The 14,201-nt window shown below is 66.9% G+C and carries 14 protein-coding genes; 7 read left to right on the top strand and 7 right to left on the bottom strand.

The features are described 5' to 3' along the window. Positions 1 to 14: 14 nt before the first annotated feature. Genes SLQ31_RS23595 through SLQ31_RS23575 form a run of 5 tightly spaced genes read right to left on the bottom strand, consistent with a single transcriptional unit; the run spans position 15 to position 4,414 of the window. Positions 15 to 644: a response regulator transcription factor gene (locus SLQ31_RS23595; protein ID WP_319436639.1), complete on the bottom strand. Its 630-nt coding sequence runs from the start codon at positions 642 to 644 to the stop codon at positions 15 to 17. Positions 645 to 657: 13 nt separating this feature from the next. Beyond that, a complete protein-coding gene (macS, locus tag SLQ31_RS23590) occupies positions 658 to 1,788 on the bottom strand; it encodes a MacS family sensor histidine kinase (RefSeq protein WP_319436538.1) in 1,131 nt (376 codons plus the stop codon). A gap of 6 nt (positions 1,789 to 1,794) precedes the next feature. Further along, complete coding sequence (locus tag SLQ31_RS23585; RefSeq protein WP_319436537.1) at positions 1,795 to 2,565, bottom strand: amino acid ABC transporter ATP-binding protein; 771 nt, start codon at positions 2,563 to 2,565, stop codon at positions 1,795 to 1,797. Further along, complete coding sequence (locus tag SLQ31_RS23580) at positions 2,562 to 3,482, bottom strand: amino acid ABC transporter permease (RefSeq protein ID WP_319436536.1); 921 nt, start codon at positions 3,480 to 3,482, stop codon at positions 2,562 to 2,564. Before SLQ31_RS23580 ends, SLQ31_RS23585 begins: the two co-directional genes overlap by 4 nt. 5 nt (positions 3,483 to 3,487) lie before the next feature. Continuing rightward, on the bottom strand, positions 3,488 to 4,414 hold the full coding sequence (locus tag SLQ31_RS23575) for an ABC transporter substrate-binding protein (protein WP_319436535.1): 927 nt from the start codon (positions 4,412 to 4,414) through the stop codon (positions 3,488 to 3,490). A gap of 99 nt (positions 4,415 to 4,513) precedes the next feature. Between SLQ31_RS23575 and SLQ31_RS23570 the strand changes: the two genes are divergently transcribed. The 7 genes from SLQ31_RS23570 to SLQ31_RS23540 all read left to right on the top strand — a co-directional run bounded on the left by SLQ31_RS23570 (position 4,514) and on the right by SLQ31_RS23540 (position 11,903). Further along, a complete protein-coding gene (locus SLQ31_RS23570; protein ID WP_319436534.1) occupies positions 4,514 to 4,837 on the top strand; it encodes a hypothetical protein in 324 nt (107 codons plus the stop codon). Between the two features lie 63 nt (positions 4,838 to 4,900). Next, entirely contained in the window at positions 4,901 to 5,488 is a 588-nt protein-coding gene (locus tag SLQ31_RS23565; RefSeq protein ID WP_319436533.1) for an HdeD family acid-resistance protein, read from the top strand. 109 nt (positions 5,489 to 5,597) lie between these two features. Beyond that, the gene (locus SLQ31_RS23560) at positions 5,598 to 7,046 is read left to right on the top strand and encodes a cytochrome ubiquinol oxidase subunit I (protein WP_319436532.1); all 1,449 of its coding nucleotides are present in this window, start codon (positions 5,598 to 5,600) and stop codon (positions 7,044 to 7,046) included. Positions 7,047 to 7,066: 20 nt separating this feature from the next. Continuing rightward, positions 7,067 to 8,110, top strand: coding sequence for a cytochrome d ubiquinol oxidase subunit II (cydB, locus tag SLQ31_RS23555; RefSeq protein WP_319436531.1), 1,044 nt, complete (start codon positions 7,067 to 7,069; stop codon positions 8,108 to 8,110). A gap of 50 nt (positions 8,111 to 8,160) precedes the next feature. Next, entirely contained in the window at positions 8,161 to 9,741 is a 1,581-nt protein-coding gene (gene cydD, locus SLQ31_RS23550) for a thiol reductant ABC exporter subunit CydD (protein ID WP_413642881.1), read from the top strand. Continuing rightward, positions 9,728 to 11,365, top strand: a complete 1,638-nt coding sequence (cydC, locus tag SLQ31_RS23545; protein WP_319436529.1) for a thiol reductant ABC exporter subunit CydC — start codon at positions 9,728 to 9,730, stop codon at positions 11,363 to 11,365. Before cydD ends, cydC begins: the two co-directional genes overlap by 14 nt. A gap of 10 nt (positions 11,366 to 11,375) precedes the next feature. After that, complete coding sequence (locus SLQ31_RS23540) at positions 11,376 to 11,903, top strand: DUF4190 domain-containing protein (RefSeq protein ID WP_319436528.1); 528 nt, start codon at positions 11,376 to 11,378, stop codon at positions 11,901 to 11,903. Here SLQ31_RS23540 and SLQ31_RS23535 read toward each other — a convergent pair. Continuing rightward, positions 11,881 to 13,335: a bifunctional lysylphosphatidylglycerol flippase/synthetase MprF gene (locus SLQ31_RS23535; protein ID WP_319436527.1), complete on the bottom strand. Its 1,455-nt coding sequence runs from the start codon at positions 13,333 to 13,335 to the stop codon at positions 11,881 to 11,883. The two genes, SLQ31_RS23540 and SLQ31_RS23535, sit on opposite strands and share 23 nt — an antisense overlap. Beyond that, positions 13,328 to 14,194, bottom strand: coding sequence for an acyl-CoA thioesterase II (locus SLQ31_RS23530; RefSeq protein WP_319436526.1), 867 nt, complete (start codon positions 14,192 to 14,194; stop codon positions 13,328 to 13,330). Before SLQ31_RS23530 ends, SLQ31_RS23535 begins: the two co-directional genes overlap by 8 nt. Positions 14,195 to 14,201: the final 7 nt, after the last annotated feature.

Here is a 14,201-nt window from a genome sequence, read left to right as displayed (position 1 = left end):
GTAGTACTACCCGATCACTGCTCTTTGTCGAGCCCGTGTTCGATCGCGTAGCGGGCCAGCTCAACCCGGTTGGCAACCTGCAGTTTCCCGAAGGTGGCCTGCACGTGATTTTCCACCGTGCGGTGACTCAGCGAGAGCTTGGCGGCGATCTGCTTGGCGGTCAAGCCTTTTGCCACGTACCGCAAGATCTCGGTCTCTCGCTCGGTCAGGCTCGCGGCGGGGCCGTCGGGACTCTTCGCCATCCGGCGGTACTCCCCCAGCACCAGTCCGGCCAGCCCCGGGGTGAACACCGCACGCCCGGCAGCGGTGGCCCGCACCGCCTCGGCGAGCTCAACGCGCGACGCGCTCTTCACCAGATACCCGATCGCACCCGCCTTCACCGCCTGCAGGACATCGTCGCGCTCACCTGATGCCGACAGCACCAGCACCCGGGAGGACGGCGACACCTCCAGCACCTGGGCGGTGGCCTGCGCACCGTCGCCGTCGCCAAGACGCATGTCCATCAGCACGACGGCCGGGTGTATCACCGCGGCGCGACGGCGCGCGGAGGCCACTCCGTCGGCCGTCGCGACCACGTCGAAACCATCGTCGGCGAGGTCGCGGGCGACGGCGTCCCGCCAGATCGGGTGGTCGTCGACCACCATCACCGTCGTCGGCTCAGCCACGACCGGTCCCCCTCGGCACGCTCAGCTCCCACTCGGTTCCGCAGGAATCGCTCGACAATGTCGCGGAGCCACCCAGTGAGTGCAGCCGCCCCACAATCGATTTCGATATTCCTACCCGGCCCTCTCCGGCAGCCTGCTCGAGGCGCCCGGCCGGGATGCCCGCCCCATCGTCGCGGACCGTGACGGTGACGGCGTCGCCGAGGTCCTCCACGAACACGAACGCGCGGGCGCCCTGGCCGGCATGCGCGACCACGTTGTCGAGCGCATTGCCCACTGCAGCGTCCAATTCGGCGGCCACCGCGGACGCCAGGAGCACGGCGGTGCCCGGCAGGCTCAGCGATACCCGGTCGGATTCCCGGCGGGAGAACAGCATCCGCAAATCGACCGAGCCGGCCGTCTGCTCGGGCCCGGCGCTGGAGATCAGGCGTCGCAACGCGCGCTCCTGCTCACCGGCCAGGTTGGCGAGTTCGGTTGCCTCACCGCCCCATTCGCGGCCCTTCTTGGCCATCAGCGCCAACACCTGAACCACGCCGTCGTGCACCTGGCGCGAGAGCCGTTCCCGCTCCTCCAGTGCGGCCGAAAGGCGCACCGCGCGTTCCAGTTCGGCGTGTGCGCGCCGTGCCGTCTGGGCGGCCATGCCAACCGCCAGGCCCACCGCCAGCTCGATGACGATCGAGGCATTGCGGCCGACATCGAGGTTGACCTGGCCCTTCATCGCCGCCGCGGTGGCCATCACGGCCAGCCCGGCCGCCATTCCGCCGACCGGGCCGAGCACGATCGCGGCCGAGATCGTCGCATTGGTCGCCCACAACGTCGTCGCCAGCGACTGATTGTCCGCCACCCATTGATCGGAGGCCACGAGTTCGGTGCTGAGCATCAGGGCCACCACAACGACGATCTCGGCGATCACCCAGCCGGCTCGGCGACCGAACCCCTGCAGATAGGCCACCGCGCACGCCAGCGTCCACGCGCTGAGCACACCGAAGAAGACCCAGCCCAGCGCCGGCCGCTCCAGCTCGCCGATGCGGGTGACGACGAAATAGGCGGCGTAGCCGTAGCTGAGCAACCGGAACACCTGCGCCGCTCGCCATAGCGGCGTCGTGGGGTCCGCGCTGACCAGCACTGCGGGCTACATGACTTTCGACAGAAAGGCCTTGGTGCGGTCGTGCTGGGGATTGCTCAGGACATCCCGGGGCGCGCCGCTCTCGACGATCACGCCACCATCCATGAACACCAACTCGTCGGCGACCTCGCGGGCGAAGCCCATCTCGTGGGTCACCACGATCATCGTCATGCCCTCGCTGGCCAGCTTTTTCATCACACCCAGCACCTCGCCCACGAGCTCGGGATCCAGTGCCGACGTCGGCTCGTCGAACAGCATCAGCTTGGGGTCCATCGCCAGCGCGCGGGCGATGGCCACCCGCTGCTGTTGGCCGCCGGACAGCTGCGCCGGGTAGGCGTCAGCCTTGTCCGACATGCCCACCTGGTTGAGCAGGTCACGGGCCCGCTCCACGGCAGCAGCCTTCTTGACCCGCTTGACGTGCACCGGCGATTCGAGGATGTTCGCCAGCGCCGTGCGGTGCGGGAACAGGTTGAAGTGCTGGAACACCATCCCGATGTCACGCCGTTGCTTGGCGGCATCTCGCGGGGCCATCTCATGTAGCTTCCCGCCGCGTTCGCGATAGCCGATCAGGTCCCCGTCGACGTAAAGCCGCCCGGCACTGACATTCTCGAGGTGGTTGATGCACCGCAGGAACGTCGACTTGCCCGACCCCGACGGGCCGACGAGCACCAACACCTGGCCGCGGCCCACCGTCAGCGTCACACCCTTGAGCACTGAGAGTGCACCGAAGTCCTTGCACACCCGTTCGGCGCGCACCATGGGCTCGGTGGTGGTCATACGTGTCCAGCCTCCGTCACGGTCTGCGCCTTCGCCAATGCCTCGAGTTGCTTGGTGGTCAGCTTCCTGGAAATCCCGCGGGAGAAGTACTTCTCGAGGTAGTACTGCCCCACCATCAGCACGCTGGTGATCACCAGGTACCAGGTCGCGGCCACCAGCAGCAGCGGGACCGGTTCGAAGATCCGGGCGGCGATTTCGCGGGAGGCGATGCTGTAGAGGTCATACGAGTAGGGCACGGCGGTCACCAGTGAGGTGGTCTTCAGCATGCTGATGACCTCATTGCCGGTCGGCGGGATGATGACCCGCATCGCTTGGGGAAGCACGGTGCGCCGCATCGTCATTCCCCACGACATGCCCAGTGCGGTCGATGCCTCCGACTGCCCCTCGGGCACGGAAGTGATTCCGGCCCGGATGATCTCGGCCATGTAGGCGGCCTCATTGAGCCCGAGACCGACCACCGCCAGCAGGAACGGAATCGACAGATCCTGCAGATCGAGATGGAAGAACGACGGGCCGAACGGGATACCGAGCTGGATGTTCTGGTAGACCGTCGGGATCAGCCCCCAGAACACCAACTGCACGTACACCGGTGTGCCGCGGAAGATCCACAGGAAAACCCATGCCACCGCGCCGAATACCGGGTTGGGTGACAGTCGCATCACCGACATCACCACGCCGAGCACGATGCCGATCACCATCGCGTACACGGTCAGCTGCAGCGTGTTGAACACGCCGAGCATGATGCGGTCGTTGAACAGGTAGTCGCGATAGGTCGACCAGCCGTAAGCCGGGTTGGTGCCCGCGCCGTAGATGAACAGTGCGACCAGCACGATGATGACGGCCGCCCCCACCCACCGCCAGGGATGACGAAGTGGTACCGCGTTGATGGCAGATGGGGCCGACTCGTCGACACTCATATTGCTTAGCTGGCGCCTGAGTTAATGGCCGGCTTGGTGATCATTCCCGACTCGACGCCCCAGTTGCCGGCGATCGTCTTGTAGTCACCGGAATCGATGAGGTGTTGCAACGCCTTCTGCAGCGAGGCCGCCAGCGGCGAGCCCTTGGCGATCGGCCAGCCGTACGGAGCCGAATCGAAGATCTCACCGGCGGCCTCGAGCTTGCCGTTGCTCTGCTTGATGGCGTACGCCGTCACCGGCGAGTCTGCGGACATGGCATCAGCCTGTCCGAGCACAACGGCGTTGGTGGCGGCATCCTGGCCGTCGAACTTCAGGATCTCGATGGCGGGTTTGCCAGCGTCGGTGCACGCCTTGCTCTTACCGGGCAGCTCGTCGGTTTCCTCGGTGGTGGTCGCCTGCACGGCCACCTTCTTGCCGCACGCGTTGGTGGGGTCGATCGGCGAGCCGGGGCGCTGCGCCCAGAGCATGCCCGCCGAGAAGTAGTCGACGAAGTCCACCGACTGCTGGCGCTCCTTGGTGTCGGTGAACGACGACATGCCGACGTTGAAGGTGCCCTGCTGGATCGACGGGATGATCTTGGCGAAATCGGCTTCGCGGTACTCGGCGGTCAATCCGAGCGTGGAGGCGATGGCGTTCATCAGGTCCACGTCGAAGCCGACGATCTTGCCGCTGGAATCCTTGAATTCATTTGGCGCGTAAGGAATATTGACGCCGACGACCAGCTTGCCCGACTTCTTGATGTCGTCGGGAACGGTCGCCGCGATCTCGTCGACCTTCGGCGCCTTGGCGGCGGTCGTCGCGGTCGACGGGCCTGCGCCGGTGTCGTTCTTGCTGCTGCAGCCCGACAGGGCCAGGGAGCCTGCGACGGCGACCACCCCAGCGATGCGCCACCAGTTCTGTGTTGCCCGACGGTCTTGACATCCTGTACGCACGGTTGCCTCTTTCTCTCGACTGCATTCGGGCTGAACAGTAGTAGAGGTGCAACCATCTGGCAGCGGAACCACAGGTGCGGCCAGCTAGCGTGGCCCACCATGCCTGATCTGAGTCGAGTTCATTTCGCCGTGATGGACGGCCCGACGGCCGCGACGCTGGCGCAGGTTTTGCCGGTGCTGTTGTTGAGCCTCATGGTCGAAGTGCGCCGCACCCAGCTGCACCGTTCGACGGCCCGGTTGTACATCGGTGTGTTCTTCCTGTTTTTCGCCCTCGTCGAGACCGTTATGGTGCTGTCCATCGACGGCGAGGTCTATCCGTTCCAGTGGTCGGATCTGATCGCGGCGCTGCTCATTTTCGGGCTGATCACCATGTTGTACCGGCTGTCGGTGGCCGAGCAGACCAAGGACGACGACGAGCTCTGAGCCCAGCGTTGTGAACTGCCCAAATACCGCAACTGGCCGGGGCGCTGTGGAAGACTTCCGGCCATGACAACCACCTCTACCCCACCGCTGCTGCCGCATTTGTGGAAGTCGGTCCTGCTGTCGGGAGTTCTGGCACTCGCCCTCGGCGTGCTGGTACTCGTCTGGCCCGCCAAAACAATCATCGTCGTCGCGATCTTCTTCGGCGCCTACCTTTTGGTGACAGGCATCTCGCAGGTCTTCCACGCCTTCACGTTGCACGTGTCGGCAGGCGGGCGGGTCATGCTGTTCATCAGCGGCGCTGCCGCCATCATCCTCGCGGTGCTGTGCTTCCGCAGCCTGCAGAACTCGATTCTGCTGTTGGCCATCTGGATTGGTATCGGGTTCATCTTCCGTGGCGTCGCGACCGCGGTTTCGGCGATCAGCGATCCCGAAACCCCAGGGCGCGGTTGGGAGATCTTCATCGGTGTCATCAGCTTCATCGCGGGCTTGGTGGTGTTGGGCTCGCCGTTCGAGTCGCTGGGCACGCTGACCCTCGTGGTGGGCATCTGGCTGGTCGTGATCGGTGTCTTCGAGATCGTGGCGTCCTTCGGCGTTCGCAAAGCGTCCACGAAACTTGCCGCATCATTCACACCACCGATCACGGCCCCCTAACTCGTCACAATCTTGGGCCCAAAGCCCCTAGCGCGAACGGCGCGGATCTCTACTACACTTTGTCGTAGATAGGCGATCCGCGCCTTTCGCTTGCTTGGAGAGTTCCGCCATGAGCGCTCTTGATGTGTCCCGGTGGCAATTCGGAATCACGACCGTCTACCACTTCATCTTCGTTCCGCTCACAATCGGGCTGGCACCCCTTATCGCCGTCATGCAGACCATCTGGGTGGTGACCGACAACCCGGCCTGGTACCGAATGACGAAGTTCTTCGGGAAGATCTTCCTGATCAACTTCGCCATCGGCGTCGCGACCGGCATCGTGCAGGAATTCCAGTTCGGTATGAACTGGAGCGAGTACTCCCGGTTCGTCGGTGACGTCTTCGGTGCACCGCTGGCATTGGAGGGCCTGGTCGCCTTCTTCCTGGAGTCGACCTTCATCGGTCTGTGGATCTTCGGCTGGACCCGGCTGCCCCGATGGCTGCACCTGACCTGTATCTGGCTGGTGGCGATCGCGGTCAATCTGTCGGCGTACTTCATCATCACCGCGAATTCGTTCATGCAGCATCCGGTCGGCACCCGGTTCAATCCGGCAACCCGCCGCGCCGAGCTGCAGAGCATCGTCGAGTTGTTCACCAACAACACCGGGGTGGCGGCCTTCTGGCATGCCGTGGCGTCGGCCTTTCTCGTCGCGGCGACGTTCGTGGCGACGGTGTGCGCGTGGTGGATGGTGCGCGCCAAGGGCAGCCCGGACGCGACGAGCATGTACCGCCCCGGCGCGATCCTCGGCTCGCTGGTCGCCCTGGCCGCCTGTGTCGGTTTGTTTTTCACCGGCGACACGCAGGGCAAGCTGATGTTCCACCAGCAGCCGATGAAGATGGCGGCCGCGGAGTCGCTGTGTCACACCGAAACCGATCCGGGCTTCTCCTTCCTGACCGTCGGCACGCACAACAACTGCGACAGCATCACCCGGGTCATCGAGGTGCCCTACATCCTGCCCTTCCTGGCCGAGGGGAAGTTCAGCGGCGTCACACTGGAAGGCACCAAAGACCTTCAGCAGCAATATGAACAGAGGTTCGGCCCGGAGTGGTACGTGCCCAACCTGTTCGTCACCTACTGGTCGTTCCGCGCCATGATCGGCCTGATGGCGATCCCCTTCCTGTTCGCACTGGCCACCCTGTGGCTCACCCGCCGGGGCCGGGTGCCGGGCGGTCGGTGGTACTCCCGCGCTGCGTTGGTGACGCTTCCGACGCCGTTCCTTGCCACCATTTCCGGCTGGGTCTTCACTGAGATGGGGCGCCAGCCCTGGGTGGTCGCACCCAATCCCGATGGGGACCAACTGGTTCGGCTGACCGTCCGCCAGGGCGTATCGCTGCACGGGCCCGGCCTGGTCTGGGTGTCGCTGATCTCGTTCACGTTGCTCTATGCGGTGCTCGCGGTGATCTGGTTCTTCCTGCTGCGTCGCTACATCACCACCGGTCCGCTCGAGCACGACTCCGAACCGGCGCCGCCCACCCCACCCGGGGACGACGAGGTCGCACCTCTGTCGTTCGCGTACTGAGCCAAGAGAGGAGTTACATCATGGGACTGCAACAGATTTGGTTCATCATCGTGGCGGTACTGTTCCTCGGCTTCTTCGTCCTTGAGGGGTTCGACTTCGGCGTCGGGATGGTGATGGCCTGGCTGGGCCGGATCGGCAAGGGTGATCCCGAGTCGCACCGCCGGGCCGTGCTCAACACCATCGGGCCGGTCTGGGACGGCAACGAGGTGTGGCTGATCACCGCGGGCGGAGCCATGTTCGCGGCCTTCCCGGAGTGGTATGCCACGGTGTTCTCGACGCTGTACCTGCCGCTGCTGGTGATTCTGCTGTCGATGATCGCGCGCATCGTGGCCATCGAATGGCGGGGCAAGATCGACGATCCGAAGTGGCGCAGGTGGTGCGACATCGGGATCGCCATCGGGTCATGGCTGCCTGCGGTCCTGTGGGGCGTGGCGTTCGCGGTTCTGGTCAACGGCCTACCGGTCGGGCCGGACAAGAATGTCGTCGGGCTGTCGGTCGCCGATGTGCTCAACCCGTACACGCTGCTGGGTGGGCTGGCCACCTGCGCGCTGTTCCTGTTCCACGGTGCGGTGTTCCTCGCGCTGAAGTCCGGCGGGGCCGTGCGCACCGATGCGGTCGGACTGGCCCGCAAGCTCAGCGTGCCCGCCACGGTGCTGGTGGCCGCGTTCGGCCTGTGGACCCAACTGGCGCACGGAAAGACGTGGACATGGGCGGTGCTGGCGGTGGCGGTGGTCGCACAGCTGGCCGCCGTCGCGGCCGCGTGGGGCGTCCGTGAAGGCTGGGCATTCCTGGCGACGACGATCGTCGTCGCCGCGGTGGTGACTCTGCTGTTCGGGTCGCTGTACCCGAATCTGGTGCCGTCGACCACCGACCCGGCCTACAACCTGACGATCTTCAACGGCTCGTCGAGCCCGTACACCCTGAAGGTGATGACTTGGGCCGCACTGATATTCACCCCGATCGTCCTGATGTATCAGGGTTGGACCTACTGGATCTTCCGTAAGCGGATCTTCGCCGAGTCGATCCCGAAGTCGGTCGGTCTGCCGCTGAGGCGCGTGCCCTGAAGCGGCTGTGGGCGGCCTCGTCAGCGGTGCGCGGTTATCTGGTCGCGACGATCGCCTGCGGGACGCTGATCTCCGGCTGCGCCATCGCCGGCGCCGTCGTCCTCGGCCATGTGGTGGCCGGTGTCATCACCGACCCGCCCACCCGCAGCATCGGCTACTGGCGCACCGATCTGGTGATCCTGGCCGGGCTGTGGCTGATGCGGGCTCTGGCGCAGTGGGGGCAGGGCCGGTTGGGCCAGCGCGGCTCCAGCGCGGTGATCGCCGACCTCGGCGGCCAGGTGTTGCGGACGGTCACCGCCGCGCCGCCCGGGGTGCGCAACGCGCGCCGCGACGAGGCCGCAACGGTGATCACCAGCGGGCTCGACGGTCTGCGCCCGTATTTCACCGCTTACTTGCCCGCGCTCTTCCTGGCGGCGATCCTCACCCCGGCCACCGTTGTCGTCATCGCATTCAACGACCTTCAGTCGGCGGCGATCGTGCTCGTCGCACTGCCGCTGATCCCGGTGTTCATGGTGCTGATCGGGCTGGCCACCGCGGAGCGCTCGGCGGGGGCCCTGGAGGCGATGACCACGCTGCAGGCACGGCTGATGGATCTGATCGCGGGTATCCCCACACTGCGCGCCCTCGGCCGGGCCGATGGCCCGGCCGACCGTATCGCCAAACTCAGTGCGGCCCATCGCCGGTCGGCGATGGCCACCCTGCGCATCGCGTTCCTGTCGGCCTTGGTGCTCGAACTCATCGCCACGCTGGGGGTGGCCCTGGTCGCGGTCAGCATCGGGCTACGGCTGGTGTTCGGCGAGATGAGCCTGTCCGCCGGGCTGACCGTGCTGCTGCTGGCACCCGACGTGTTCTGGCCGCTGCGCCGCGTCGGCGTCGAGTTCCATGCCGCGCAGAACGGAAAGGCGGCCGCCGACAAGGCGTTCGCGCTGATCGAGCAATACCCCGAGCCGCCGGCCGGCACCCGGACCGTCGACGCCGCCGGTGCGGTGATCGTGCTCGACGACTTGTGTGTCGCCGGGCGAGACGGGATGTCGCCGCACCTGCTGTCGGGCCGGTTGCCTCCCGGTCAGATCACCGTGCTCACCGGTGCCAACGGCGCAGGCAAGACCACAACCCTGCTCGCGATCGCCGGCCTGGTCACCCCCACTCGCGGCCACGTCACGGTCGACGGTGTGGACGTCGGCGACCTCGACCGCCAGGCCTGGTGGCGGCAACTGGCCTGGCTGGCCCAGCGCCCGGTGCTCATCCCCGGCAGCATCGCCGACAACCTCAATCTGTTCGGACCGCTCAACGATCCCGAATCCGCCTGCCGGGCAGCGGGTTTCACCGAGGTCATCGAGCGACTACCGAACGGTCTCGACACCGTGCTTGGCCGGAGCGGAATGGGGTTGTCGCTGGGGCAGCGCCAGCGACTCGGCCTGGCACGCGCACTCGGGTCCCCCGCACCGGTACTACTGCTCGACGAACCCACATCGCACCTCGACGAGGCGACCGAATGTACTGTGCTGCAAGCGATCAGCCGACGAGCCGCGCAGGGCGCCACCGTCGTGCTCGTCGCCCACCGCGACAGTGTGGTCCGAATCGCCGATCACGTCATCGCGGTGGAGGCCAATCACCATGCCGGCGTCTGAGATGCGGGCGCTGCTGCGGCCGCGGCTGCCCCGGCTCATGCTGGCGATCGCGCTCGGCTCGCTGGCACTGGGCAGTGCGCTGGCCCTGGCCGGCGTTTCGGCCTGGCTGATCACCCGGGCCTGGCAGATGCCCCCTGTGCTGGACCTGTCGGTGGCCGTCGTGGCCGTGCGGACGTTCGGCATCTCCCGTGGTGTGCTCGGGTACTGCGAGCGGCTCGCGTCCCACGACACCGCACTGCGGGCGGCAGCCAGCGCCCGCAGCGAGATCTACCGCCGGTTGGCTCACGGCCCGGCCGACGTCACCGCACGCCTGCACAGCGGTGACGTGCTGGCCCGGGTCGGCGCCGATGTCGACACCCTCGCCGACGTCCTGGTTCGCGCCCTGGTCCCGATCGGGATCGCCACCGTCCTCGGAGTGGCCGCCACCGGCGTCATCGCCCTGATCTCCCCCGCCGCCGCTGTCGTCCTCGCGCTGGCTCTGCTGATCGCCGGCGTGCTCGCGCCGGGACTGGCCGCACGGGCGGCGCGCGCTCAGGAAGCGGTTGCCCGCCGCCTTCAATCCGACCGCGACATCGCCGCGGTCACCGCGCTCAAGCACGCGGCCGAGTTGCGGGTCGCCGGCCGACTGCCTGCCGTGATCGCGCAGGCCGAACAGCGGCAACGTGACTGGGGGGCGGCGATCGATCGGGCCGCGGCACCGGCCGCCGCGGCAGCCGCGGTGCCGACCCTGGCGATCGGTGCCAGTGTCATCGGCGCCGTCATCGTCGGCATCGGAATCGCCGCCCAGACCGCACCCACGACGCTTGCGGTGCTGATGTTGTTGCCGCTCTCCGCGTTCGAAGCCACCATCGCGCTCCCAGGCGCCGCGGTCGCGTTGACCCGCGCACGCATCGCCGCCGCAAGACTTGCCGATCTCACACCGGCTGCGACGACGACGGAGCCCGTCTCGGTCACCACCGGCGTCCGCACACCGGAGCTGCGCGCCACCGACGTTCGCGCCGGCTACCCCGGCGGTCCAGCCGGCCACGTGGTCACTCTGGCACTGCAACCCGGTGCCCGAGTGGCGATCACCGGCCGCAGCGGCGCGGGCAAGACTGCCCTGCTGATGACCCTGGCCGGCCTGCTTCCACCGGTCGGCGGTGAGGTGACTGTCGGCGGTGTCTCTACCGAGTCGCTCAGTGAATCCGAATTGCGCAGCGCCGTCTGCTATTTCGCTGAAGATGCGCACTTGTTCAGCACCACGGTTCGGGACAACCTGCTGGTGGCACGCGGCGACTGCAGCGACGAGGAGATCACGCACGCACTCTCGGCCGTCGGCTTGGGCAACTGGGTGGGTGGCCTGCCCGACGGGCTGAGCACTGTGCTGGCCGGCGGTGCTGCCGCGGTGTCGGCGGGGCAACGGCGCCGGCTGCTGCTGGCGCGGGTCTTGTTATGTCCCGCGCCGATCGTGCTGCTCGACGAGCCGACCGAGCACCTCGATGCCGTCGACGGGCAGCGGATCCTGCGCGCCCTGCTCGATGACCGGCACGGGTTGCTGTCACCGCGACGCACCGTGGTGATCGCCACCCATCAACTTGGCAACGACATCGCCTGTCCACGACTATCGATCGACAACGACGGGTAACGTGCACCTCATGACTGAGCCCCCAGAGCAGGCACCTCAGCAACCCACTCCGCCGCCCCCTCCGCAGGGGTATCCCAACCCCTATCCGACAGGCCCCTATCCGGGCTACCCGCCCGCCCCGCCGCAGCCGTATGCGGGCTACGCACCGCCGCCGGCCGCCCCGCGCAACGGACTGGGCATCGCCGCACTGATCATCGCGATCGTCGCGCTGCTGGCCTCGTTCTCCGTGGCCGGTGGCATCGTTTTGGGCATCGTCGCGGTGATCATCGGTTTCGCGGGCCGCAGTCGCGCCAAACGCGGTGAAGCCAATAACGGCGGCGTCGCACTCGCCGGCATCATCCTCGGCTTCGTCGCCATCGTCGTCGGCCTGGCCTTCATCGCCGTCTGGGTCGGGCTGTTCAAGGGCGTCGGCGCCACCGACTACATCGACTGCCTGCAGAAGGCCGGCCAGGATCAGTCTCAGGTCCAGCAGTGTGCCGATGAATTCAAGCAATCCGTGGAGAACAAGTTCAGCGTCACTCTGACGCCGACGCCATAGGGACGGGCAGGCGCCGCCGCCGCGGCAGGAACTCCAGCGACAACAGCACCACCAGCAGCGGCAGCACCTGACTCAGCGGCAGCAGCACGTACCGGCGGTCGCCGAGTGCATGGAACTTGCGCAGGTACCGGTACAGCGACTCCAGTGCGATCAGCGAGTCACCGAGGTGGATCGCCGCATAAAAGAAGCTGCGCAGTGGCCCGCGTTCCTTGTCGTTGAAAATCTCCGGGAACGCCGCGAATGCCAGTGAGAGACGCTGTGCACCAAGGTCTTTCATCGCATCGATCATGTCGACTGATAACCGCTCGTCAATGCCGTTGGGGGCGCCGCGACGCCGCCACGGAACATCGAGGGTGACATCGCTGCCGCCGCCGGCCACTGCGTAGCGATGGAATCCCTGCACCCGGCCGGCGTTGTCGCGCGCGACGATCAGCACGATGCCCGGATAGTCGCCGGTGAGTGCGCCGTCCAGGATCATCGAGAAGCCGCGCTCGGTGCGCGCACCCTTGGCCGAGGACAGCAGCACATCGGTCAGCTCGGCCAGCAGGCCGTCGTCCAGCTCTTGTTCGGCGACGATCTCGGTGGTGATGCCCACGTTGTGGGTGCGCTGCACGGCCTGGCGCAGGTTGCGGAACCGGCGGCCCACCATGGCGAACCCCGGCACGTCGATCACCACGTCGCGGCCGATCGGCACCGGCCGCAGCGTCTGGCCGATCACCGCCGGATCCCGCCACAGCCCGAGCCTGCGCTCGCTGCAGCCCAGGACCACCACCCGCCAGCCACGGGTGTGGCACATCCCGACGAAGTCGGCGATCACCTCGGTGAATCGGTCTTGGTCGCCGATCGGGTCGCCGCTGACCACGGCGTAGCCCAGCCGGGTGCGGTAGGCGATCGCCGCGGTGCCGTCGGTGCTGAAGTAGTAGCTCTTGAGCATCTGCATGGCGAACGGCGCCACCGGGTCGCCGCCAGTCGCCGTCACCAGCGCCCACACCCGGGGCAGCTGTTCCGGTTCCGGCCGTGCCGCCGTCGGCCACATCAGCGCCAGCCCGGACGACGCAATCAGGACGTCGCCGGTGACGTCGAAGGCCAGCAGATGGGCCGCAAAACCGGCGACGACGGCCGCGGCGGCCGCGATTGCGTGCGCGGCGGTCACCGGACGGCCAAGGAAGATGCCCCGCGCGATCAACGCGACCGCGGCCAGGATGGTCAGCGACCAGGCCAACCGCCCGTCGGGATGCCAGTTGGCGTGGCGGTGGGTGCGGACCACGAGTACGGCGAGCCAGCTGGCCGCGATGAGCAACCCCAGCGCGCCCACCCAGCGGGCGGCCAGGGTGTCGACATGCACGACAACCCGTTCCCTGGCGCGAAGCCGCAACGCTTCCTGGACCGGCAGTTCGGTCACCAGAAAAACGATACGCCCTCTATCAGGCATTTCCCGGGAAGTGCTTGACGATTCCTTCCTGGACGACGGTGGCCACCACGTCGCCGATCGGGCTGAAAAAGTGTCCGGTGCCCAGGCCCCGCGACTCGGCGGCGACCGGCGAGTTCGTTGAATACAAAACCCAGTCCGAGAAATCGACCTGACGGTGAAACCACACCGAATGGTTGACGGTCACCGCGAAGATCCGGTCCCAGCCCCAGGACAGGCCGTGGGTGGTGATGATCGAATCCAGCACCGTGGTGTCCGACGCGTAGACCATCGCCGCGGTGTTCAGCGTCGGGTCGTCGGACATCACCCCGTCGGCCTTGAGCCACACCTGATTTGCCGTGAGCATGCCGCCCTTTTCGCGCATGATCCAGGACGGGTCGTTGGTGTAGCGCCACTCGATCGGGCGCAGCGCCTCGACGAATCCGGGCACCACCTTTTCGTAACCCACCAGCAGCTGATCAATCGTGGGCAAGGTCTCCGGCAGGGGCAGATCAGGCATCGGGATGTTGTGCTCCAGCCCGCTGCCCGCGGACAGGTAGGACACCAGCGCGGTGGCCAGCAGCGTCCCGTTTTGCATCGCGTCGACGCGCCGGTTGGCGAAGCGTCGCTCGTCGCGCAGCCGGACGACGTGATATTCGATATCGGCGGTCGGGTCGCCACCGGCGATGAAATGCACCGACAGCGCGCTGGGCGCGATGTTGTGGACCAGGGTGCGGCTGGCCGCCACAAAGGACTGCGCCATCAGTTGCCCGCCGAAGGTGCGCGGCGGATTCTTACGGGGGTGGGCGCCGGCGAACACGTCGTCGCCCAATGGAGTGAGGTCGAGAATGGCCAGCAGGTCGTCGAGGTCTGACGTGGCCAAAGTTCTC

The organism is Mycobacterium sp. RTGN5, assembly GCF_033804465.1.
Classification (GTDB): domain Bacteria; phylum Actinomycetota; class Actinomycetes; order Mycobacteriales; family Mycobacteriaceae; genus Mycobacterium.
Note: the sequence above shows the minus strand (reverse complement) of the source record. Positions and strands in the feature narration are given on the sequence as shown.